This window comes from Marinovum sp. 2_MG-2023 (assembly GCF_030548265.1).
Classification (GTDB): domain Bacteria; phylum Pseudomonadota; class Alphaproteobacteria; order Rhodobacterales; family Rhodobacteraceae; genus Marinovum.
In genome coordinates, this window is record NZ_JAUOSD010000012.1 from 1 (window position 1) to 20,955 (window position 20,955).

The 20,955-nt window shown below is 59.5% G+C and carries 20 protein-coding genes; 5 read left to right on the plus strand and 15 right to left on the minus strand.

Annotated elements, in window-relative coordinates:
• Positions 1–208: 208 nt before the first annotated feature.
• Positions 209–1,723, minus strand: coding sequence for a malonyl-CoA synthase (locus Q4577_RS14145; protein WP_303470311.1), 1,515 nt, complete (start codon positions 1,721–1,723; stop codon positions 209–211).
• A complete protein-coding gene (locus Q4577_RS14150) occupies positions 1,720–2,979 on the minus strand; it encodes a malonyl-CoA decarboxylase (RefSeq protein ID WP_303470308.1) in 1,260 nt (419 codons plus the stop codon). The genes Q4577_RS14145 and Q4577_RS14150 overlap by 4 nt, the downstream gene beginning before the upstream one ends.
• Before the next feature lie 186 nt (positions 2,980–3,165).
• On the opposite strand from Q4577_RS14150, the gene Q4577_RS14155 reads away from it, so the two are divergent.
• Positions 3,166–3,852 carry a GntR family transcriptional regulator gene (locus Q4577_RS14155; protein ID WP_303470306.1) on the plus strand — a complete coding sequence of 229 codons (687 nt, stop codon included), beginning with the start codon at positions 3,166–3,168 and terminating at the stop codon, positions 3,850–3,852.
• A gap of 58 nt (positions 3,853–3,910) precedes the next feature.
• Here the strand turns inward: Q4577_RS14155 and Q4577_RS14160 are convergent, their stop codons facing one another.
• The 7 genes from Q4577_RS14160 to Q4577_RS14190 form a co-directional block, all read right to left on the minus strand.
• A complete protein-coding gene (locus tag Q4577_RS14160; RefSeq protein WP_303470304.1) occupies positions 3,911–4,705 on the minus strand; it encodes an SDR family oxidoreductase in 795 nt (264 codons plus the stop codon).
• Positions 4,706–5,986, minus strand: a complete 1,281-nt coding sequence (locus tag Q4577_RS14165; RefSeq protein ID WP_303470302.1) for an L-fuconate dehydratase — start codon at positions 5,984–5,986, stop codon at positions 4,706–4,708. It abuts the gene before it with no gap.
• Positions 5,983–6,843 carry a fumarylacetoacetate hydrolase family protein gene (locus Q4577_RS14170; RefSeq protein WP_303470299.1) on the minus strand — a complete coding sequence of 287 codons (861 nt, stop codon included), beginning with the start codon at positions 6,841–6,843 and terminating at the stop codon, positions 5,983–5,985. The genes Q4577_RS14165 and Q4577_RS14170 overlap by 4 nt, the downstream gene beginning before the upstream one ends.
• Before the next feature lie 78 nt (positions 6,844–6,921).
• Complete coding sequence (locus Q4577_RS14175; RefSeq protein ID WP_244691081.1) at positions 6,922–7,869, minus strand: ABC transporter substrate-binding protein; 948 nt, start codon at positions 7,867–7,869, stop codon at positions 6,922–6,924.
• A gap of 68 nt (positions 7,870–7,937) precedes the next feature.
• On the minus strand, positions 7,938–8,945 hold the full coding sequence (locus tag Q4577_RS14180) for an ABC transporter permease (protein ID WP_244691082.1): 1,008 nt from the start codon (positions 8,943–8,945) through the stop codon (positions 7,938–7,940).
• On the minus strand, positions 8,942–10,468 hold the full coding sequence (locus tag Q4577_RS14185) for a sugar ABC transporter ATP-binding protein (RefSeq protein ID WP_303470292.1): 1,527 nt from the start codon (positions 10,466–10,468) through the stop codon (positions 8,942–8,944). Before Q4577_RS14185 ends, Q4577_RS14180 begins: the two co-directional genes overlap by 4 nt.
• A 27-nt stretch (positions 10,469–10,495) precedes the next feature.
• Complete coding sequence (locus tag Q4577_RS14190; protein WP_303470290.1) at positions 10,496–11,239, minus strand: SDR family oxidoreductase; 744 nt, start codon at positions 11,237–11,239, stop codon at positions 10,496–10,498.
• 132 nt (positions 11,240–11,371) lie between these two features.
• Between Q4577_RS14190 and Q4577_RS14195 the strand changes: the two genes are divergently transcribed.
• Positions 11,372–12,142, plus strand: a complete 771-nt coding sequence (locus Q4577_RS14195) for an IclR family transcriptional regulator (protein ID WP_303470287.1) — start codon at positions 11,372–11,374, stop codon at positions 12,140–12,142.
• Positions 12,143–12,160: 18 nt separating this feature from the next.
• Here the strand turns inward: Q4577_RS14195 and Q4577_RS14200 are convergent, their stop codons facing one another.
• Entirely contained in the window at positions 12,161–13,540 is a 1,380-nt protein-coding gene (locus Q4577_RS14200; RefSeq protein ID WP_303470284.1) for an aspartate aminotransferase family protein, read from the minus strand.
• Between the two features lie 182 nt (positions 13,541–13,722).
• Here Q4577_RS14200 and doeA point away from each other — a divergent pair, with 182 nt between their 5' ends.
• Both doeA and doeB read left to right on the plus strand, forming a co-directional pair.
• Positions 13,723–14,907 (plus strand): ectoine hydrolase DoeA, encoded by a 1,185-nt coding sequence (gene doeA / locus Q4577_RS14205; protein ID WP_303470282.1) that lies wholly within the window; start codon positions 13,723–13,725, stop codon positions 14,905–14,907.
• Positions 14,904–15,893, plus strand: coding sequence for a N(2)-acetyl-L-2,4-diaminobutanoate deacetylase DoeB (doeB, locus tag Q4577_RS14210; RefSeq protein ID WP_303470280.1), 990 nt, complete (start codon positions 14,904–14,906; stop codon positions 15,891–15,893). Before doeA ends, doeB begins: the two co-directional genes overlap by 4 nt.
• 38 nt (positions 15,894–15,931) lie before the next feature.
• Here the strand turns inward: doeB and Q4577_RS14215 are convergent, their stop codons facing one another.
• The 4 genes from Q4577_RS14215 to ectA are packed head-to-tail and all read right to left on the minus strand — an operon-like array spanning position 15,932 to position 19,623.
• The gene (locus tag Q4577_RS14215) at positions 15,932–17,356 is read right to left on the minus strand and encodes an aspartate kinase (protein ID WP_244691087.1); all 1,425 of its coding nucleotides are present in this window, start codon (positions 17,354–17,356) and stop codon (positions 15,932–15,934) included.
• Between the two features lies 1 nt (position 17,357).
• On the minus strand, positions 17,358–17,756 hold the full coding sequence (locus tag Q4577_RS14220) for an ectoine synthase (RefSeq protein ID WP_244691088.1): 399 nt from the start codon (positions 17,754–17,756) through the stop codon (positions 17,358–17,360).
• A 5-nt stretch (positions 17,757–17,761) separates the two neighbouring features.
• Positions 17,762–19,054: a diaminobutyrate--2-oxoglutarate transaminase gene (gene ectB, locus Q4577_RS14225; protein ID WP_303470277.1), complete on the minus strand. Its 1,293-nt coding sequence runs from the start codon at positions 19,052–19,054 to the stop codon at positions 17,762–17,764.
• A 35-nt stretch (positions 19,055–19,089) separates the two neighbouring features.
• Complete coding sequence (ectA, locus tag Q4577_RS14230) at positions 19,090–19,623, minus strand: diaminobutyrate acetyltransferase (protein ID WP_303470274.1); 534 nt, start codon at positions 19,621–19,623, stop codon at positions 19,090–19,092.
• 238 nt (positions 19,624–19,861) lie between these two features.
• Here ectA and Q4577_RS14235 point away from each other — a divergent pair, with 238 nt between their 5' ends.
• The gene (locus Q4577_RS14235; RefSeq protein WP_244691091.1) at positions 19,862–20,368 is read left to right on the plus strand and encodes a MarR family winged helix-turn-helix transcriptional regulator; all 507 of its coding nucleotides are present in this window, start codon (positions 19,862–19,864) and stop codon (positions 20,366–20,368) included.
• On the opposite strand, the gene Q4577_RS14240 is transcribed toward Q4577_RS14235, so the two are convergent.
• Positions 20,369–20,950, minus strand: coding sequence for a DUF1190 domain-containing protein (locus Q4577_RS14240; protein ID WP_244691092.1), 582 nt, complete (start codon positions 20,948–20,950; stop codon positions 20,369–20,371).
• Positions 20,951–20,955 lie beyond the last annotated feature (5 nt).

The following is a 20,955-nucleotide window of genomic DNA, read 5'->3' on the forward strand; positions in this document are numbered from 1 at the left end:
GGCTTTGCTTCCAGGCCCCACGGTGACACTTCTGCTTTGCAAACCCGGTGACATTTCAACTTGGTTGCAACAGGGTGAAATCTGGAACACATTCCTTCACCGCTTTGAACAAGGGGGCGTCGCGCGGGCCATCGCCTGGGCGGAACCCAATCCACCACAGGCGATAAGCCCCGACACCCGTTTCACCCCGGCCTCAGGTCTGATCAGGTCAGCCCGCGATCTCACCGGTTCCAAAACGATCGCGAAGAATGTTCTTTTGCACCTTGCCCATCGTATTGCGCGGCAGCTCTGGACAGATCACCAGCTTGCGGGGGTGTTTGAACCGCGCGAGGCTTTGTTCACATGCGGTCTGGATTGCCGCCAGATCCGGCGTCTGCCCCGGTTCGGGCACGACAATGCCCACCACGCTTTCGCCAAAATCCGCATGTGGCACGCCGATCACTGCGCTTTCCAACACGCCGGGCTGGGCATCCAGCACCAATTCGATTTCCTTGGGGTAAATATTGTAGCCGCCGGCGATGATCAGATCCTTGTTGCGCCCGACAATGGTGACATAGCCATCCTGATCGACAATGCCCAAATCGCCGGTGATGAAAAACCCTGTGTCGCGCAGCTCTGCGGCGGTTTTCTCGGGCATTTGCCAATAGCCCTTGAACACATTTGGTCCACGCACCTCTATCTGGCCAACCTCGCCCCGCGGCAGGGCAACGCCGGTTTCGGGATCGGTGACCTGCAATTCAACCCCGGGCAAAGGCATGCCCACCGTCCCGGCCCGCCGGTCGCCGTCATAGGGGTTTGAGGTGTTCATATTGGTTTCGGTCATGCCGTACCGTTCCAGAATTCGGTGACCTGTGCGTGCCTCAAACCGTTGATGGGTTTCGGCCAGCAGGGGCGCGCTGCCGGAAATGAACAACCGCATATGCGCGCTGGCCGCCCCGGTGAAGCGCGGATCATCCAGCAACCGGGTATAGAAGGTCGGCACCCCCATCATCGTGGTGGCACGCGGCAATTCGGCCAGCATGACATCAAGATCAAATTTGGGCACAAAAATCATCTGCCCCCCGGCCAGTGCGGTGATGTTCGACGCCACAAAAAGCCCATGGGTGTGGAAAATTGGCAGGGCATGCAGCAACACATCATCCGCCGTGAACCGCCAGGCCGCGACCAGAGTTTGCGCATTGGACAGCAGATTGCCCTGCGTCAACATCGCGCCTTTGGACCGGCCGGTTGTGCCCGAAGTATAAAGCAGCCCGGCCAGATCATCTATATCACGGGCGACGGTGTCGAAATCACCGGGCTGGTCGGCGGCCGCGCTTGGCAGGCTGCCGCTGCCATCCCCATTCAGGGACAGGAATTGTGCACCGGTTTTCGCCGCCAATGGGGCTAGCCCCGCTTCGGCGGCACCATCGCCCACCACCAGCCGCGCGCCGGAATTTTCGATGAAATATCCCAGTTCGCTTTCGGTATAGGCGGTGTTGAGCGGCAGAAACACGATCCCCGCCTGCACACAGGCCGCATAAAGCGCCAGCGCCTCAGGGCTTTTCTGGACCTGGGCCGCAAGCCGATCGCCCGGCACAAGCCCGGCTTTTACCAGCGCATGGGCAAACCGTGCAGCGGTGATCAAAAAGCGGTCGTAGCTCCAACTCTCGCCGCCCGGCACCGTCAGAAATGGGGATGTCTTGCCTTTGTGGGCACCAAACAAGTGATCATATAGCGGGTTCAATGCAGAGCTTCCTTTTCAACTTTGGGCGTCGCCGCCGCTGCCAGAGTATGCACATCCGGCGTGGCGGCAATGGTGCGCGCGGTCGCAAAACTGTCGTGGTTCTGGGCCACACGCGTCAGATCGTAAAGATAATTGACCATCACCCCCGCCGATTGCCGCAGCCCCTTGTCCGAGGTATCCGCCGCCGCATGCAGCGCACAGATCTGCGCTCCATTGCCAAGATGGAACCGCGCGACCGGATCAATCGGCTGGCCGTCGGGGCGTTTTTCCAGGATCAGGTAACGCGCCGCCAATTGCCGCATCTGGAGATCATCATCCGGGTCATGCGGGATGTCCTGCGCCGCAAGCCAGTTTTGAAAGCCCGGCAAGGGCGACAGGGTGACAAAGGTCGCAAGCGTCGGAACCTCTGCTGAAAGGTCGGCGGCCACCTGTTTGATCAGGAAGTTGCCAAAGGAAATCCCCGCCAAGCCGGCCTGACAATTGGAAATCGAATAAAACACCGCCGTGTCGGCCTTGTCAGCCGCTAGAGCTTCGCCCTGGACCGCCAAAAGTGCCTGGATTGAATCGGGGGTGCCCTGGGTCAAGGCCACCTCGACAAAGATCAGCGGCTCATCCGGCATGGCCGGGTGGAAAAAGGCAAAACAGCGCCGGTCTGCCGGTTTCAATCGGCGGCGCAGGTCATCCCAACTGCCGATGGCGTGCACGGCCTCATAGGCAATGATTTTCTCCAGAACCGCCGCCGGACTTTGCCAATTGATCGAGCGCAGCACAAGGAACCCGCGGTTGAACCAACTGGCAAACAGATGGCGGAAATCCAGATCAAGCGCCATCAGGGCATCATCCCCGGCCCCAAGCCGCAACAGATCGGCCCGCATCTGCACCAAAACCCGCGTCGCCCCCGGCACCTGGTTCAAGCGGCGGATCAATTCCTGGCGCGGCGCTTCGGCCGAGGCAAGAAAACGCCGATAAGACGCTTTGCCCGGCTCGGCAACATAGCTGTCCAGCGCGGCCCTGACCGTTTCGGGGTGGATGTCCATATTGGCGGCCAGATGGTGAAAAAAGGCGCGCTTTTCCGCATCTGTCCATCGGCCATAGCGATCCAGCAGGGTATGCGCCATGGCCTGGCCAGACACCTCTCCGGTCGCCCCGATCAGATCTTTGGTCAAATCCTGCATGCTGCGGCCATCCGGCTCTAATGCACCCATGCGGTGGCGCCGTTCAAACAATGTGGAAAGCAGATCCACCAAAAGGGTCATGTCGCGCACTCCGTCCAAGGTTGGTCCGGGATTGGCCCCCTGCCGACCGCGCATCATTTGCGGAATCGGCGGCCCCACCGGGTTGGAATTGCCGGTAATCAAACATCAACGTTATTCAAAGTCAATCAGATTGTATGCAATCTGGTCGGGATTGCGTTCCACGCCAGCATATGCGACTTACAATCCATGGACCGAACCCGCCCCGATGTGATTGCTGCGGCGATCGAACAGCTGATATTTGACGGCACCTTTTGCGACGGTGACCGCATGGACGAGGTGCAATTGGCGGACCGGTTTCTGGTCTCGCGCACGCCGATCCGCGAGGCGTTGAACCGATTGGCGCATTCTGGATTGGTGGAACATGTGCCGCGCCGTGGGGTTTTCGTGCGCCAGCCGGGCCCGGTGGAACTGATGGAAATGTTCGAAGTCATGGCCGAGCTGGAGGCGATCTGCGCCCGCTATGCCGCAAGCCGAATGACTGACGCGGCGCTGGTAGATCTGCGCGAGGCCAATCAGCGCTGCACACAGGCGGCAGAGGCCAATGACCCAGACGCCTATTACAGCCACAATGAAGCATTTCATCAGTTGATTTATGCAGCGTCGTGCAATGGTTTTCTGGAGGGCGAGGCACGCAAGCTCCAGCGACGCTTGCAACCGTTTCGGCGGCTGCAATTGTCACTTCGTGGCCGTATGGCGCAATCTTTGTCTGAACATGATGCGGTGCTTGACGCCCTCAGCCGGGGCGACGCGGCAGAGGCAGGCCGCGCATTGCACAGCCATGTCGCGATCCAGGGTGAAAAATTTCACCATCTCAAAGCCATTCTGAGCGACAAGCGCCCGCCACGCTCCGGTACAGATCCACAGCGTGGCTGATCCCGGCGGATCTTAACCTCGGACAGCAAGTCCAGGGATCAAAAGACCCGCCGCTGGGTTATGTCCCATCCGGCGCACCATCCAGGGCCCGGTCCAGATGCGTGTAACCGCCATCGACAAACACCCATTGCCCGGTGGTGTGCCCCGCGCGGGGCGACAACAGGAACACAACCTGATCCGCCAATTCCGCCGGCAGGGTCATCCGATGGCCCAACGGAATCCGCCGGGTGATTTCCGCCAGCTGCGCCTGCGGCTCGTCAAAGGTTTTGATCCATCGCTCATATAGCGGCGTCATGCTTTCGGCCGGGATGACCGCGTTCACCCGAACGCCCTCTGCGGCCAGCGCCGCCGCCCATTCCCGCGTCAGGGCCAGCTGCGCGCCCTTGGCCGCGGCATAGGCCGAGGTATTGCCCTGCCCGGTGATCGCGGTCTTGGACGACACATTGACAATCGCGCCCTGCGTTTTGCGCAGATGCGGCACACAGAGATGCGCCATGGTGTAGTAATGCGTCAGGTTGTTGTCGATAGAGGCGCGAAACGCCTCTGGGCCCGCGTCCAGACCGATGCTGTCGTTGGCGCCGGCGTTGTTGACCAGACCGTCAATCCGGCCAAATTCTGCCAGAACCTGATCCACCGCCCGGCGGCATTGGGCATCCTCGGTCAATTCGGTCAGGATGATCATCGCCCTTGGGCTTTTGGCCCGGATCTCTGTGACAAAATCCGGGTCAGCGGGGCTGCGGCACAGGATGACCGGGATTGCCCCCTCCTGTGCCAGTGAGGTCGAAATCGCCGCACCAATGCCCGATGCCCCGCCGGTGACCAAAACCACCCTGCCCTGCAATCCCAGATCCATTCAAACGTTCCCTTTGAACGTATATTCCGCCAGCGACGCCGCCTTCATTTCGATCGAAAAGCCCGGCATTTCCGGCGGCATATAGGCCGCGTTCTGAATCCTGCAGGGGTCAAGGAAATGTTCGTGCAGATGGTCGACAAATTCGATCACCCGGCCCTCACGCGTGCCGGAAATGCAGAGATAGTCGATCATCGACATATGCTGCACATATTCACAAAGCCCGACGCCCCCGGCATGGGGACAGACCTTCAGATCGTATTTCGCCGCCATCAGCATGACCGCCAGAACCTCGTTCAGACCGCCCATGCGGCAGCTGTCGATCTGCACCACGTCAATGGCACCACGCATGATCAACTGTTTGAAAATAATGCGGTTCTGGCACATTTCGCCCGTGGCGACCTGTACCGGGGCTATGGCTTCGCGGATCTTGCGGTGGCCTTCGATATCATCCGGGCTGGTGGGTTCTTCGATGAACCACGGATTGACGAAAGACAATTTCTTGACCCAGTCAATGGCTTGATCGACTTCCCACACCTGATTGGCGTCGATCATCAGGTTGACGTCCGGCCCGCATTCATCACGCGCGATGGTCAGGCGGCGGATGTCATCTTCCAGATCGCGACCGACCTTCATTTTCACATGTTTGAACCCGGCATCCACCGCCTCGCGACAGAGACGGCGCAACTTGGCATCGTCATAGCCCAGCCACCCGGCAGAGGTGGTGTAACAGGGATATCCCTCGGCCTTGAGCGTGGCGATGCGATCGGCCTTGGTCGCGGCCTGTTTTGTCAGGAACTCCAACGCCCATTCCGGGGTGATGCAATCGGTCAGATAGCGGAAATCAATGCAGCGCACCAATTCCTCGGGCGTCATGTCCGCGACCAGTTGCCAAACCGGCTTGCCCGCCTCTTTGGCCCAGAGATCCCAGGCCGCATTGACCACCGCGCCGGTGGCAAGGTGGATCGCGCCCTTGTCCGGGCCGATCCAGCGCAGCTGGCTGTCAGAGGTCACATGCCGCCAAAACCGCCCCATATCGGCAGCGATCCAATCGGTCTCCAGCCCCACAACCAAGGGACGCAGCGCCGCAATCGCGGCGGTACAGATTTCGTTGCCGCGCCCAATGGTAAAGGTCAGCCCGTGACCTTCGTGGGCGCCGTCGGTTTCCAATACCACATAGGCGGCGGAATAATCCGGGTCGGGGTTCATCGCGTCAGAACCATCCAGCGATTCTGACGTAGGAAACCGCACGTCAATCGTGCGCAGACCGGTGATCGTGCTCATGACATCGCCCCGCGCACATTCTGTCGTTGCGTGCCCAGCTTTTCGATGCCCAGCTCCATCACTTCGCCGCCCTTCAGATACACAGGCGGTGTTTGCCCCATGCCAACGCCGGGCGGTGTGCCGGTCGAAATCACATCACCGGGCTGCAACGACATGAAGCGCGAGCAATAGGAAATCAGGAACGGCACCTTGTAGACCATCGTCGCGGTGGTGCCGTTTTGATAGCGCTTGCCATCGACATCGCACCACATGGCCAGATTGTCGAAATCGCCAACCTCGTCCGGGGTCACCAACCATGGCCCGGTCGGCCCAAAGGTGTCACAGCCCTTGCCCTTGTCCCAGGTGCCTTCGCGTTCGATCTGAAATTCGCGTTCGGACACATCGTTGACCACACAGAACCCGGCCACATGGCTCAGCGCGTCAGCCTCGTCGATATAGCTGCCGGCCTTGCCGATCACGACGCCCAGTTCGACCTCCCAATCGGTCTTGACCGATCCGCGCGGGATTTGCACATCGTCGTCCGGGCCGACAACCGCCGAGGTCCATTTGTTGAAAATCACCGGCTCTTTTGGAATGGCCAATCCGGTTTCGGCGGCATGGTCCGCGAAGTTCAGGCCAATGCAGATGAATTTTCCAATGCCCGCCACACAGGGCCCAAGCCGCAGATCCTGTTGCGGCACGCCGGTCACAACCGGCAAGGCCTGAATGTCCATCGCCGAAATCTCGGCCAGTTTTTCCGGCAACAGCGCCGCCCCGGCGAGATCGGGCAGAATGCCGCTCAGGTCGCGCACCGCACCGTCAGCGTCCAACAGGCCGGGTTTTTCTTGCCCTTTGGGGCCATAGCGTAAAAATTTCATCGGGCCTCGCGCTCCATCTGGGGGAAATCATAGAAAATGGGCGGCCACCGACCGGCCGCCGCCCTTGGTGTGTCTTGATCAATCGTAAAGGACGGCCGCGATTTCCGGGTCGTCGATGTTGCTGGCGTCGTAGTAATAGAAGCCAGTGTCGATGGTTGCCGGGACGGTTTCGCCCTTGGTCGCCATAAGCGCGGCCTTGACGGTTTCATACCCAATGCCAACCGGGTTCTGGGTGATCGCGCCCGCCATCAGACCAGAGCGGATTGCATCCTTTTGCGCCGCGCCGCTGTCGTAACCGATGATGGTGATGCCCTCGGCGCCGCTTTCGCGCACGCCATTGACCACGCCAATCGCCGAACCTTCGTTGGTGCCAAACATGCCTTTGAGATCGGGATTTGCGATCAGAATGGATTTGGCGATTTCGGTCGATTGAAGCTGATCCCCCGCGCCGTATTGAACGGTCACGATCTCGATATCAGGATAGGCTTCTTCGATCCGGTTGACGAACCCATCGCGACGGTCGATGCCGGTGCGGCTGGTCTGGTCATGGGCGATGACGGCAACCTTGCCCGCGCCGCCGATGAATTCGGCCATTTTGTCCGCCGCAAGTCCGGCCGCCGCAATGTTGTCGGTGGTGGCTGTGGCCACCGGAATGTCGCTGTCGACACCGCTGTCAAAGGCGACAATCGGAATGCCGGCGTTCTGGGCCTGACGCAACAGCGGGATTGCCGCCTGGCTGTCGAGCGCGGCAAAGCCGATGGCAGCCGGATTCTTGGCCAACGCGGCGGCCAGCATGTCGATCTGGCGATCAACCTGGGCTTCTGTATCCGGGCCTTCGAAGGTGACTTCGATGCCGAATTCCTCGGCTGCCTGATCGGCACCGGCCTTTACCGCCTGCCAGAATTGGTGCTGGAACCCTTTGGAAATCAGCGGGATATAGACCGTGTCCTGGGCCTGGGCCAGGCCCGTGGTCAGCACCAGCGCAGTGGCACTCAGCGTGCCCATCAATGTGCGTCTGTTCAGCATGTTGTTTCCTCCAATGAAATGTTGTCGTCTGTGTGATCGCAGGCGTTCATCGCCGTTCTTGTTTTTGATTATGCGGATTTGTTGCGTCGGACCTGATCGGCATAGACCGCCAGAATGATGATCGCGCCGGTCACCACGGTCTGCCATTCCTGTGCCACCGACAGAATGCGCAACCCGTTGGTCAACACCGCCATGATCAGCGCGCCGATCAGGGTGCCAAGGATGGTGCCGCGCCCGCCCGCCAGAGATGTGCCACCAATCACCACAGCGGCAATCGCCTCCAGCTCATAGCCAAGCCCCAGGGCCGGCTGGGCAGAATTCAACCGCGAGGCAATCAACAGGCCGCCTATGCCGACGATCGCGCCGGACAGGCTGTAGATCGCGATCTTCCACCAATCTGTGTTGACGCCCGAAAGCCGCACGGATTCCTCGTTGCTGCCAAGCGCAAAGCAATAGCGCCCCAGAACCGTCCTGCTCAGGACATAGGCCGCCGCCCCTGCCACCACGAACAGGATCAGCACGCCGTTGGGAATGGGCAAGCCGGGAAACACCGCGCCAATCAATGACCCGCGCGAGATCAGATCAAACCCCGGGGTGTCGTTGAAATAGATTGGCCGCGTGCCGGAAATCACCAGGCTCAACCCCTTGAGGATCAACATCATGCCAAGCGTGGCAATGAAGGGCGGGATTTTCATCTTGGCCACAAAGGTGCCCGAACAAAATCCACAGAAGGCCCCGGCGCCAATCGCCGTCACAACCCCAAGCGGCAGCGGCATTCCCAATTTGGTCAGCACCACCCCGGTCATCACTGCGGTAAAGGTCATCAATGTGCCAACCGACAGATCAATGCCGCCGGTGATGATCACCAATGTCGCCGCCACCGCCAACACGCCGTTGACCGAAGTCGCCTGCAAAATCGCAATGATATTCGCGGTTTGCATGAAGTTGGGTGAGGCCAGGCTGAACCCCAGAAGCAGGATCAGCAGGCTGGCAAAGGCCAGCAGTTTTTGATGCGCGCCGGATGCGGCAAGTTTGGCAAATGCGCCTTTTGGTGCGTCGGTATCGGTTGCGGTCATTGGACAGCCTCCCCTGTTGCGGATGGGTCTCGCATGGTTTGCGTCGCCAATTTCATGATGCTTTCCTGGGTCGCCTCGGACCGGTCGAGAATGCCGGTCAGCGTGCCTTCGCACATGACAGCAATCCGGTGGCTAAGGCGCAGAACCTCTGGAAGCTCGGATGAAATCACGATGATGGCGCGGCCCTGCGCCGCCAGATCCAGCAAAAGTTTGTAGATCTCCGCCTTGGCACCGACATCAATGCCACGCGTCGGTTCGTCAAAGATCAACACATCGCAATCGCGCAGCAGCCATTTGGCAATCACCACTTTTTGCTGATTGCCCCCTGACAACAGCCGCACTTCCTGACGATCGGACGGCGTGCGAATGCCCAATTGGGCGATGTAATCATTGGCGGTCGTGCGCATCGCCGCTTCGTCCAGCACCCCAACACCTGAGGTAAAGCGATCCAGACTGGCCATGGCCACATTGGCGCGCACATCCATGCCGGTCGCCAGACCAAAATGTTTCCGGTCCTCAGACAGATAGCCAATGCCGGCGGCAACGGCATCAGCCGGGCTTTTGATATCAACCCGATGGCCGTGCACCTTGATCGTGCCCGCAGCCCGGGGATCAGCACCAAAGATGACCCGCGCAACTTCCGTGCGGCCCGCGCCCATCAACCCGGCGAACCCCAGGATCTCGCCTTTGTGGACCTTGAACGAGACATCCTTGACCACCCGGCCACGGGTCAGGCCGGTGACCTCCAGCGCGATGTCGTTTTGATCGACCTGCGGAAGGTCAAGCGCGCCATCGCCCAGCTCACGCCCCACCATCATCGAAATGATCTCGGAAATCGGGGTTGTGGCGGCCTCGACCGTGCCAACCGTTTCGCCGTCGCGCATCACCGTCACCCGGTCGGCAATCTGCTTCAGCTCGTCCATCTTGTGGCTGATATAGATGATGCCCACGCCTTCGCTGCGCAGCTTGCGGATGATGGTGAACAGATCGGCAATCTCGGCATCGTTCAACGCGGCGGTCGGTTCATCCATCACCAGAATATGAGAGCGATAGCTCAGCGCCTTGGCGATCTCGACCATTTGCTGCATTGCAACGGTCATCTGATGGATCGGCGTGCGCGGATCGAGCGCGAGGTTAATTTGTGAAAATATTTCAGCGGCTTGTGCGTTCAACGCCGCCTCGTCCAGCCGCCCGAACCGCAAACGCGGCTCGCGACCGATAAAGATGTTTTGCGCTGCGGTCAGGTCGTTCATCAGGCTCAGTTCCTGATGAATGATCCCGACGCCCGCGTCCTGTGCCGCCCGTGGCCCATCGAATTCCACCAGCTTGCCGTCAACCTCGACCGTGCCGCCATTGCGGGAATAGACCCCGGACAGAATTTTCATCAGCGTTGATTTACCGGCGCCGTTTTCGCCCATCAACGCATGCACCTCGCCCGCGCGCAGATCGAAACGCACGTTTTTCAAGGCATGCACGCCGGGAAAGCGTTTTTCGATGCCTTCCATGGCTACAAGAGTTTTCATTTTGCGTATCCCCTCCCCGGTGCGCGATCAGATCGTGACACCACCGTCGACAAGAAAGGCCTGCCCGGTGACAAACTTGCTGGCATCCGACAGCAGATAGGTGATCATCGGTGTCAGATCGTCGACAGTCGCCAAGCGGCCCATTGGCTGGCGGGCGATGAAATCTCTTTCCGCCTGCACCGGGTCTGCGGCACTGTCGATACGTCCCCGCAGCGACGGCGTGTCGACCGTACCGGGGCAAAGCGCATTACAGCGAATGCCCTGGGTGACGAAATCTGCGGCGATGGATTTGGTCAGACCGATCACAGCGGCCTTGGTCGCGCCATAGGTGGCACGATTGGGGAAGCCTTTGATCGACGAAGCCATCGACGCCATGTTGAGGATGGATGTCGATCCGGTGACCTTCGCCCGCTCAATCAGACCCGGCAAAAACGCGCGGCTCATCCGCAGCGCCGATGTCACATTCACATCCAGACACAGCGCCCAGTCTTCGTCGGTCACATCCAGAATGGTCCCGTTCTGCACAATCCCGGCGCAATTGAACAAGCCGTCAATCGGGCCGACCCGCCCTGCCAGTTCCGCAATCGCCTGACCGTCACAGACATCCAGAACCTGGGTTTCGATTTCGGGATGGTGCTGGGCCAGATCGCGCAGGGCATCGGCATTGATGTCAGTGGCAATCACCTTGGCGCCAAGGGCCGAACAGGCAATCGCGCTGGCGCGCCCCATGCCCTGACCGGCGGCTGTCAGCAGAATGGTTTTGTCTTTCATCGTGGTTCCTCCCGAATCCTCGCATTCATATCTAAACCGGCTATTCATATTTGGTCAAACACAAATTGCGGCGCGTTGACTTTTGACCGGGATTGGCCCAATTCATTCGAAATCCAGGAAGATGAGGGCGCGGTGGCCGAAGACGCAAAAGACCAGAGATACAGGGCCCCTGCCCTTGATAAGGGTTTGGACATTCTTGAACTTCTGGCGTTGGAGCCGGGGGGAATGACGCGATCCGAAATCGTCAAGGCGATGGGCAAGAGCCCAAGCGAGATCTACCGCATGGTGGAACGGCTGGTGGCGCGGAACTATGTCACCCGCTCATTCGAAGGCGACCGATATGCGTTGAGCATCAAGCTGTTTCAGCTGGGATCGGCCTATCCACCACTGCGGCGGATGGTGACGCATGTCCAACCATTGATGGATAATTTCTCTGCCCAATGCCTGCAATCGGTTCATTTGGCGGTGCCGGAAATGGGTCAGGCGCATGTGGTCGCTCAGGCCTCCAGCCGCTCGCCTTGGGAATTTCGGCTGCGGGTCGGGGCGGTTCTGGATCTTTTGACCACCAGTTCCGGTCTGACCTTGCTGGCGTTTCAGAACGCGGACGAAATGGCGCAGATGCTGACCACGGCCGAGGGTGACACCCCCGAAGTGACGCCACAAGTCGCCAAGGAGCTGGCAGAAATCCGCAACACCGGCTACCGCACCGGGCCCAGCCAACAGCTTGTCGGGGTGACGGATATTTCCGTGCCGATCCGCACGGCAAACCAGCGGGTCATCGCGGTTTTGACCTGTCCGTTCCTGCCACACGCCGAAGCGGGCGGCCGGGACAACATGGCGCAGAACCTTGAAACTGCGCGGGATCTTCTGGTCGAGGCGGCAGAACGCGCCTCGACCACCTAGGGTATTTCAAACGGGAATTTAGCCCAGAATGTCGTCAATGGCCGCTTTGGTCACCGCAACCACCTGATCCGCCTCGTCGCGGTCCAGGCAGAAGGGCGGCGCAAAGCCGATGATGTCACCCTGCGGCATGGCGCGGGCAATCACGCCTTTGTCCAGCATTTTGGCCACGATCTGCGGCGCAATCTTTTGCGACGCATCAAAGAACTGGTGATCGTCGCGGTCCTTGACCAGCTCCACCGCGCAGAGCATGCCCTCGCCGCGAATATCGCCGATGTTTTTATGGTCGCCCAAGGCCGCGGCCATGCTGGCATTCAGATATGCGCCCACTTCGCCCGCGTTTGACACCAGATCAAGACTGTCGAGCAATTTCAGGTTCGCCACACCGGCGGCGGCCCCGATGGGATGCGCGGAATAGGTCCAGCCGTGGCCGATCGGGCCGAATTCATCCGTGCCACGTTCCAGCACCTCCCACATCCGATCAGACACAATCGAACCGGACAGCGGCGCATAGGCCGATGTCAGACCCTTGGCGATGGTGATCAGATCGGGTTTCAACCCATAATGATCAGATCCCATCATCGTGCCCAGACGGCCAAACCCGGTCACAACCTCATCGGCGATCAGCAGGATATCGTGCTTTTTCAGAACCTTCTGGATCGCCTCCCAATAGCCGGCGGGGGGCGGCACGATACCGCCGGTGCCCAGAACCGGTTCGCCGATGAATGCGGCAATGGTGTCAGGGCCTTCGGCCTCGATCAGCGCCTCCAGCTTTGCGGCGCAATCGGCAGAGAACGCAGCCTCGGACATCGACCGGTCTTCGCGGCGGAAATAATACGGCGCTTCGGTATGGATCACCTGGCTCAGCGGCAGATCGAATTTCTTGTGAAACAGCTCCAGCCCGGTCAGCGATCCGGTCATCAACCCGGACCCATGATAGCCGCGCCAGCGCGAGATGATCTTTTTCTTTTGCGGCCGGCCCAGCACGTTGTTGTAATACCAGACCAGTTTGATGTTGGTCTCGTTCGCATCAGAGCCGGACATGCCGTAATAGACGTGGTTCATGCCCTCCGGCGCGCGGTCCGCCACCATTTTGGACAGGGTGATCGACGCCTCGGTGCCATGCCCGACATAAGAATGGTAATAGGCCAGCTCCTTGGCCTGATCGGCAATTGCTTCGGCAATCTCGGGACGGCCATATCCGACGTTGACGCAATACAAACCGGCAAACGCATCCAGAGATTTGCGGCCTTCGCGGTCGGTGATATGCACCCCGCTGGCGGTTTGGATGATGCGGTTGCCCATTTCCTGGCGGGCAAATTGGCCCAGGTGCGTGGACGGATGGAAAAAGTGATCGTGATCCCATTGCGTCAATTGATCATTGGTCAGTTGTTTGTTCATCACGTTCTCCTAGCGTTGCGCGCGGCTTGGGGCCAAGCGGGATCTATATATTTGATTTTGCTTGCGGTCTCCAGTGCTGGGCGGGATTGTTTCGCGCAGCGAACCGGTTTGGCATGCGGGCACTGGCCTTCTGGTCGACACCGATGCAACATGCAGCCCTGCGGCTATCAGGGGGTCATCACATGACTACGTTTGAAAAGAATTTCACCACCGAAGAATACCGGCGCCGCATCACCAAGACCCGGCACGCAATGTCCGCCGCCGGGATCGAGGTTCTGGTGATCTGCGATCCGTCGAATATGTCCTGGCTGACCGGATATGACGGGTGGTCGTTTTATGTCTATCAGGCCGCGATCCTGACGTTGGACGGCGATCCGGTCTGGTGGGGGCGGGCCATGGATGCCCAGGGCGCACAGCGCACGGTCTTCATGGAACAAGACGACCATATTCGCGGCTATGACGACACCTTTGTGCAGAACCCCGACAAACATCCGATGCAGGAGCTTGGCAAACTGCTGGCCGAACTGGGCCAGGACAGCGCGCATATCGGTGTCGAGATGGACAATTACTATTACTCCGCCCGTGCCCATGACCGCCTGACCAAGGCGCTGCCCAATGCGACGTTCAAGGACGCCACCGGGCTGGTGAACTGGCAACGGGCGGTGAAATCGGAACGCGAGATCGAATATATGCGCCGCGCCGCGCGCATTGTCGAAGAAATGCACGCCCGCATTTACGAATTGGCCGAACCCGGCATGCGCAAGAATGACCTGATCGCCGAAATCTATGCCACCGGGATTCGCGGCGCGGATGGATTTTGGGGGGATTACCCGGCGATTGTGCCGATGGCCCCATCGGGGCTGGACGCGACCGCGCCGCATCTGACATGGGACGACCGGCCAATGGCATTGGGGGAATCGACGTTTTTCGAAATCGCCGGCGCGCACCGGCGGTATCAATGCCCACAGTCGCGCACGCTGTTCCTTGGGGAGGTGCCGCAGAAGTTTCGCGATGCCGAGGCCGCCGTACTTGAGGCGACAGAAGCCGGATTGGCACAGGCGAAGCCCGGAAATCAGGCGCAGGATATTGCCAATGCATTCAACGCCACGCTGAACAAAGCCGGGTTCGAAAAGGACAGCCGCTGTGGCTATGCCATTGGCATCAGCTATCCGCCCGACTGGGGCGAGCGCACGATTTCGTTTCGCCGGGGGGATACAACCGTGCTGGAACCCGGCATGACCTTTCATTTCATGCCAGCGCTGTGGCTGGACGATGGCGGTCTTGAAATCACGGAACCGATCCTGATCACCGAAGACGGCTTTGAATGCCTGTGTTCCACTGCCCGCGAACTCTGGGTGAAAGAATGACCGAAAACCCGATTTCACCCACCATTCCGCTGGACGCCGACGGCGTGCACCATGGATTTCTGAAATTGCCGCACAGCCGCGATGACAGCGCATGGGGGTCCGTGATGATCCCGATCACGGTGATTGCCAATGGCGATGGGCCCACGGCGCTTTTGACCGGGGCCAATCATGGCGACGAATACGAAGGCCCCATTGCGCTACAGGATCTGGCCGTGTCGCTGAAGCCAGACGACATCCGCGGGCGGGTGATCATCCTGCCGATGATGAACACGCCCGCCTTTGCCGCGGGTCTGCGCTGTTCGCCGGTGGATGGGCTGAACATGAACCGCAGCTTTCCGGGCCGTCCCGATGGCACGGTGACGCAAAAGATCTGCCATTACATTGTCACCGAACTGATGCCGCAATCCGATATTGTGCTGGACTTCCATTCCGGGGGCCGGACGTTGGACTTCCTGCCGTTTGCTGCCGCGCATATTCTGGACGCCAAGACCCAGGAAACCGCCTGTATGGCCGCAATGCAGGCCTTCAACGCGCCGTATTCGGTGCGGATGCTGGAAATCGACAATGTGGGCATGTTCGACACCGAGGTCGAGGCGCAAGGCAAGGTGTTTGTCACCACCGAACTCGGCGGGGCCGGCACGGCCACGGCGCGCAGCGTCGCAATTGCCCGCAAGGGTATTCGCAACCTGCTGATCCATGTCAATATTCTATCGGGTGACATCGAAATTGACGAAACGGTTCAATTGGACATGCCCGATGAAACCTGTTTCGTCTTTGCCGAAAGGGCCGGTTTGATCGAATATCTGGTCGATCTGGGGGATGCGGTCACGCAGGGGCAAACCATTGCCCGCATTTGGCCCAGCGACCGCACCGGCGAAGCGCCCGCATCCTGCAAAGCGGCCCGTAACGGCATCTTCACCGCCCGGCATATTCCGGGTCTGGTCAAGGTCGGCGATTTTGTCGGCCTGGTGGCCGTTCCGGTTTAAAACCATGGGCGCGCCGCCGGGGGCGCGCCCAAATTCCATCACGCTGCGCGCGACAGCTCTGGTTTGCGTTCTTCGATCATCTCGCCATGCAGTGCCTTGATCGCCGGCTTCAACGCATCGCGGTCAACCACGAATTGCACATCAACATTGCGCGGCCCCTGACAGGCGCCAATCACATCCAGACCCTGATCGGACAGGGCACGCAACCCGCGCGCCAATACCGAAAGCCCGGACAGATCGCGACCAATCACCGACACCATGCCCAAAGTGCGGGTGGTGATCACCGCGCTTGGATATGCACGGGCCAAATCGTCCTCGACCCGGCGCATCGTCTTGAGCGAGGTATCAAGGTAATGGGTGATTGTGTTGGCGTTCGACACCTTGGACACGATCCAGACCTTGTGACGCTTCAGCACCTCAAGGATCGTGGCATCATAGCCTTTGACCCCCACCATGTCCTGTTCGAAGACTTCCAGCGTAACCACATTCTGGCCGGTCACAATCTCGGCGGCTGGGGTATCGGCGGGGCGATCGTCGATCAGCGTGCCGGGATCACCGGGATCAAAGGCATTGGTCACCCGCAACGGCACATCCGCCTGACGCAGCATTTTCGCGGCCTTGGGGTGGATCGCCTCCATCCCCATGTTGGACAGCTGATCCGCCACATCGAAATTGGTACGGCCCAGTTTTCTGACCGCATCTTCGCCCACCAGCTTCGGATCACAGGACGACAGATGGAATTCCTTGTGAATGATCGCTTCGCGCGCGCCGGTCAGCGCGGCCAGACGCGAAAACGTCACTTCGGAATATCCCCGGTCATATTCCCCCATCAGCCCCTCGGCGCATTGGGCATAGCCGGTGATGATCGGCATTTCCGTGGCCGGATCAACGCCATCCAGCGCCTGGGTGATCCGTTCGTCCAGAGTGACATTGCCTTCGTCACGCCAGCCGGAAAGATCGACAAAACGCGCATTCACCCCGGCGCGGCACAGCATCAAAGTGGTGACAAAGGCGGAATGCGCCTCGCCCAGACCGGACAGCAATTCGCGCGTTTGCGACATGTGTTCATTCAGCCGGAAGTGGCCATAGGTACACAGCCGCTGCAAATCGACCAAACAATTGCGCGCGCCGTGCAAGCGTTCCTCGACAAAGGAATCTGCCTGTTGAATATCTGCCTGATGCTCCAGAACCTCGGCATGGGCGGCCTTCATCGCGATGGCAACACCGTCCAGCTTGTCATGCCAGCCATGGTTGGTGTCATCATTGGAAAACAGGGCAAAAACCCCCGGCTCACCCGACTTTTTATGTTCGAGCAACAGATTGGTGATGCCGCCAAAAGCCGACACCACAAAGAAGCGACCATAAAGATCCGCGCCGGTATTTTCGCCGATAAACAGCGTTTCGCGCAGCTCTTTGAGGCGGGACATGGATGTCCCACCGATTTTTTCCACAGTATGGCTCATCTCAGGCATCCTCGGTCACAAGCGCATATGACCCATCTTCGCGGTGCACCTCTGTGCCGGTCACCGGCGGGTTGAACACGCAGGCCATGACCAATTCTTCCTCGGCCCGCAGGATGTGGCGGTCATGTTCGTTCAAGGCATACATCACGCCGGGCACGATTTCATGGGTTTCCCCGGTCGCCAGATCGGTGATCGATCCTTTGCCCTTCATGCAATAGACGCTTTCGAAATGGTTCTTGTATTCAAACGTATGTTCCGACCCTTCCTCAAGAAAGGTGATATGGAACGAGAACCCCATGCCATCATCCGCCAGCAACATCCGCACCGAGGTCCAATTGGCATCGGCCACGACACGGTCGCGTTGGTCTTTGACGATCTTGTTGAAATCTCTGACAATCATATCGGTTACTCCGCCGCGAATTTTGTGGGTTGGTTGATCACGTCCCGCGCCGCATCCAAAAGAATGTCAAAGCCTTTGCGGAAGACGTCGACCGGCGTGGTCAGCGGGGCCAGAACCTTGACCACCTGATCCTCATTGCCGGAGGTTTCGATGATCAACCCGTTTTCATAGGCCCGTGCACAGATTGCCGAGGCCAATGCGCCGCTGCCGACGTCGACACCCTGCATCAATCCCCGGCCTTTCATACGGGCCCCGGGCACCATGGCCGCCAGATCGCTGAGGGCAATGTGCACCAATGTGGTTTTTTCAACCAGTTCGGCCTGAAACGCGTCATCCGCCCAGAATTTTTCAATCGCCACGCGCGCAGTGACAAAGGCATGGGTGTTGCCGCGGAAGGTGCCGTTGTGTTCCGCCGGGCCGAACACATCATATTCGGGACGCACCAGAAGCATCGCCATCGGCAGGCCGAAACCGGACAGCGATTTCGCCATGGTGATGATATCGGGGGTCACGCCCATGTCCTCGAACGAGAAGAACGTGCCGCAGCGGCCACAGCCTGCCTGAATGTCATCAATGATCAGCAAAGCGCCATGTTTCTTGGCAATCGCGGCGATGGATTTGACCCATTCCGGGCGGGCGGCGTTCAATCCCCCCTCGCCCTGCACAGTTTCCAGCATGATCGCGGCCGGCGCATCCACACCGCCGGATTTGTCCGACAGCATCTGGTCAAGCTGGGCGGCCGTATCGGTATCGGCACCGAAATAGCCGTCATAGGGCATCCGCGTCACGCCGTTGGTCGCCATCCCGGCCCCACCGCGATGATAGCCATTGCCGGTCGCGGCCAGCGCGCCCATGGTCACCCCGTGAAAGCCATTGGTGAAGGCGATGATATTGGTGCGGCCTGTGACCTTGCGGGCGATCTTCATCGCGGCTTCGACCGCATTGGCGCCGGTCGGCCCGGTGAACATCACCCGGTGATCCATGTCGCGCGGCGTCAGGATATGGTCTTCGAAAGCCGACAAGAAGGCCGCCTTGGTCCCGGTGTGCAGGTCCAGACCATGGGCAATGCCATCCCCGGCAATATGGTCGATCAACGCCGATTTCATATCCGGGTCGTTGTGACCATAGTTGAGCGACGAACACCCCGCCAGAAAGTCGATCCAGCTGCGCCCTTCGGCATCGGTCATCTCGGATCCGCTGGCGCGGTCAAACACCGCAGGCATGCCACGGCAATAGGACCGGGCGGCGCTTTCGCGGCGTTCAAAAATACGACGGGTCTCGTTCATGTCATGTGTCATGAAACGTCCTTTCAGAATAAATTTTGGATTTGGATTTACGCAGCGCGCACCAGTGTTCTGGGCTCGGCCAACGCAATCGTCACCATGTGTTCCGTGTCATGGTGGCCATCGAAATGCGCATCCCGTTCAAAATGCGGCTCATCCGCCAAGGCACCGCCAATCGCGCGGGCAAAGCCGCGAAACAGCGCCCAGGAGGCGTCATTGTCTTTGGTAATCGTGGTTTTCAGCTTGGTGGCATCATCGCATGCGTCGCGCTCGATCAGCTCAAGCAGCATCTTGCGACCAAGACCCATGCCGCGTGCGGCGGGGCTGACCGCCACCTGCCAGACAAACAGCTCGTTCTTGCCGGGGACCATATGCCCGGAAATCCAGCCGACAATCGCCCCGTCCAATTCAGCCACCACACAGGTGTCGCGGAAATGATCCGCCTGAATCAGGTTGCAATACATCGAATTCTCGTCGAGCGGCTTGCAGCTTTTTACAAGCGCCCAGATGGCCGCCCCATCCGTCGCAGAAGGTTTGCGCAGACGGGGCAAAGGTTTTCGAGGGGTGTCGCTGTCTTTCGGCATGTGTTCCAACCTCATAGTTCATTTGATTAGCTAAGTAGTCGAATGACGCGAAAACTTCAACTACCAAAGCAAAATAAGCTAAAACCGCGCGATTTCGGCGATTTATCGCCTTATTTCACGGGGAATGGCGACATAATTAATTTGAATCACGAACCATTTGCCGCAGCTGCGCGGCAAATTTCACCGCTCAAATGCTTCACAGATTGAAACACCGGGCCATTTCGTGCAAAACTACGCCATGACAACACGCGCCAATGACCGTACCGATGACAGCCTGATTGCCCTGCGCCGCATCTTGCGCGCGACAGAGTTGTTTGCGCGGGATCTTGCCCATGCGGTTGGTCTGACGCCAACGCAGCTGCGTGTCTTGCAAATTGTCGCGGAAAAAAGCAGCACCACCCCAAAGACGCTGGCCAATCAGATGGGGGTCAGCCAGGCGACCGTGACGGCGCTGGTCGACAAGCTGGTGCAAAGGGCGCTGGTAGAACGCATTCCATCAGAACAGGATCGCCGCCAGATCAATGTCGTGGCGACGGCCCAGGGGCATGAACGTCTGGCCGATGCGCCCGACGCCCTGCAACAACGCTATGTTCAGGCGTTTTCCCGCCTTGCGGATTGGGAACAGGCGCAATTGGTGTCATCGCTGGAACGCGTGGCCGATATGCTGGACGCGCAGGATCTGGATGCGTCCCCGGTACTGACGGTGGGCGATATCAGCACCGGGAAAAGCCTGGCCAAAAAGTAGTTAACCGCCGAAGCCTGCCCGACCGCCACCGGCCTTGCCAAAGCCACCGCGTGACGCGGCAGTGGCGCGGGTCATTGGCGGTTTACCGGCGGTCGCGGCGGGGCGATTAAATTGTGACGTGTTCATTTTTGCCGAACCTTTGTTCGACGAAAAATTGCTGGTGCCGGCCGCATTGGTGAAACCGCCACCCTTTTTGTTATAGAGCGGCTGTGCGGCTGCGGTGCCCGACCGTCCCCCCAGCATATTGCCGATCAGGTAACCCGCCAGCAACGGCATGAAGATACTGCCAGACCCGCCCTGGGTTGCGGCCGCTTCGGAACCACAGGCGCCTTCGCCGTGCTGTTCTTCGCAAACCGCCTGGCTGTCATAGCGCGGTGCGGCTTCGACATGCAGCGTCTCTGCGGCGGCAAAAGAGGTTTCGCAATCTTCGGGGGTAAAGCTTGAATCCGTAAACGCCGCGTCCTTGCAGCTTTGCAGATCGGGAAAGGCGTTGGCGTCCACCGTTTCCTCTTCGCAGCCCGCCAGCGTAAACGCGGCGGCCCCAAGGATCGCGATGGCAACTCGTTTTGAGCGTTTGGTCATGAGTG

What these genes read in the sequence shown, in the direction of transcription:
- doeA (WP_303470282.1), top strand. Translation starts at nt 13,723, where the DNA reads ATGACTACGTTTGAAAAGAATTTCACCACCGAAGAATACCGGCGCCGC.
- Q4577_RS14180 (WP_244691082.1), bottom strand. Translation starts at nt 8,945, where the DNA reads ATGACCGCAACCGATACCGACGCACCAAAAGGCGCATTTGCCAAACTT.
- Q4577_RS14150 (WP_303470308.1), bottom strand. Translation starts at nt 2,979, where the DNA reads ATGACCCTTTTGGTGGATCTGCTTTCCACATTGTTTGAACGGCGCCAC.
- Q4577_RS14215 (WP_244691087.1), bottom strand. Translation starts at nt 17,356, where the DNA reads ATGAGCCATACTGTGGAAAAAATCGGTGGGACATCCATGTCCCGCCTC.
- ectA (WP_303470274.1), bottom strand. Translation starts at nt 19,623, where the DNA reads ATGCCGAAAGACAGCGACACCCCTCGAAAACCTTTGCCCCGTCTGCGC.
- Q4577_RS14185 (WP_303470292.1), bottom strand. Translation starts at nt 10,468, where the DNA reads ATGAAAACTCTTGTAGCCATGGAAGGCATCGAAAAACGCTTTCCCGGC.
- Q4577_RS14170 (WP_303470299.1), bottom strand. Translation starts at nt 6,843, where the DNA reads ATGAAATTTTTACGCTATGGCCCCAAAGGGCAAGAAAAACCCGGCCTG.
- ectB (WP_303470277.1), bottom strand. Translation starts at nt 19,054, where the DNA reads ATGACACATGACATGAACGAGACCCGTCGTATTTTTGAACGCCGCGAA.
- Q4577_RS14200 (WP_303470284.1), bottom strand. Translation starts at nt 13,540, where the DNA reads ATGAACAAACAACTGACCAATGATCAATTGACGCAATGGGATCACGAT.
- Q4577_RS14175 (WP_244691081.1), bottom strand. Translation starts at nt 7,869, where the DNA reads ATGCTGAACAGACGCACATTGATGGGCACGCTGAGTGCCACTGCGCTG.
- Q4577_RS14160 (WP_303470304.1), bottom strand. Translation starts at nt 4,705, where the DNA reads ATGGATCTGGGATTGCAGGGCAGGGTGGTTTTGGTCACCGGCGGGGCA.
- Q4577_RS14240 (WP_244691092.1), bottom strand. Translation starts at nt 20,950, where the DNA reads ATGACCAAACGCTCAAAACGAGTTGCCATCGCGATCCTTGGGGCCGCC.
- Q4577_RS14165 (WP_303470302.1), bottom strand. Translation starts at nt 5,986, where the DNA reads ATGAGCACGATCACCGGTCTGCGCACGATTGACGTGCGGTTTCCTACG.
- doeB (WP_303470280.1), top strand. Translation starts at nt 14,904, where the DNA reads ATGACCGAAAACCCGATTTCACCCACCATTCCGCTGGACGCCGACGGC.
- Q4577_RS14190 (WP_303470290.1), bottom strand. Translation starts at nt 11,239, where the DNA reads ATGAAAGACAAAACCATTCTGCTGACAGCCGCCGGTCAGGGCATGGGG.
- Q4577_RS14220 (WP_244691088.1), bottom strand. Translation starts at nt 17,756, where the DNA reads ATGATTGTCAGAGATTTCAACAAGATCGTCAAAGACCAACGCGACCGT.
- Q4577_RS14235 (WP_244691091.1), top strand. Translation starts at nt 19,862, where the DNA reads ATGACAACACGCGCCAATGACCGTACCGATGACAGCCTGATTGCCCTG.
- Q4577_RS14155 (WP_303470306.1), top strand. Translation starts at nt 3,166, where the DNA reads ATGGACCGAACCCGCCCCGATGTGATTGCTGCGGCGATCGAACAGCTG.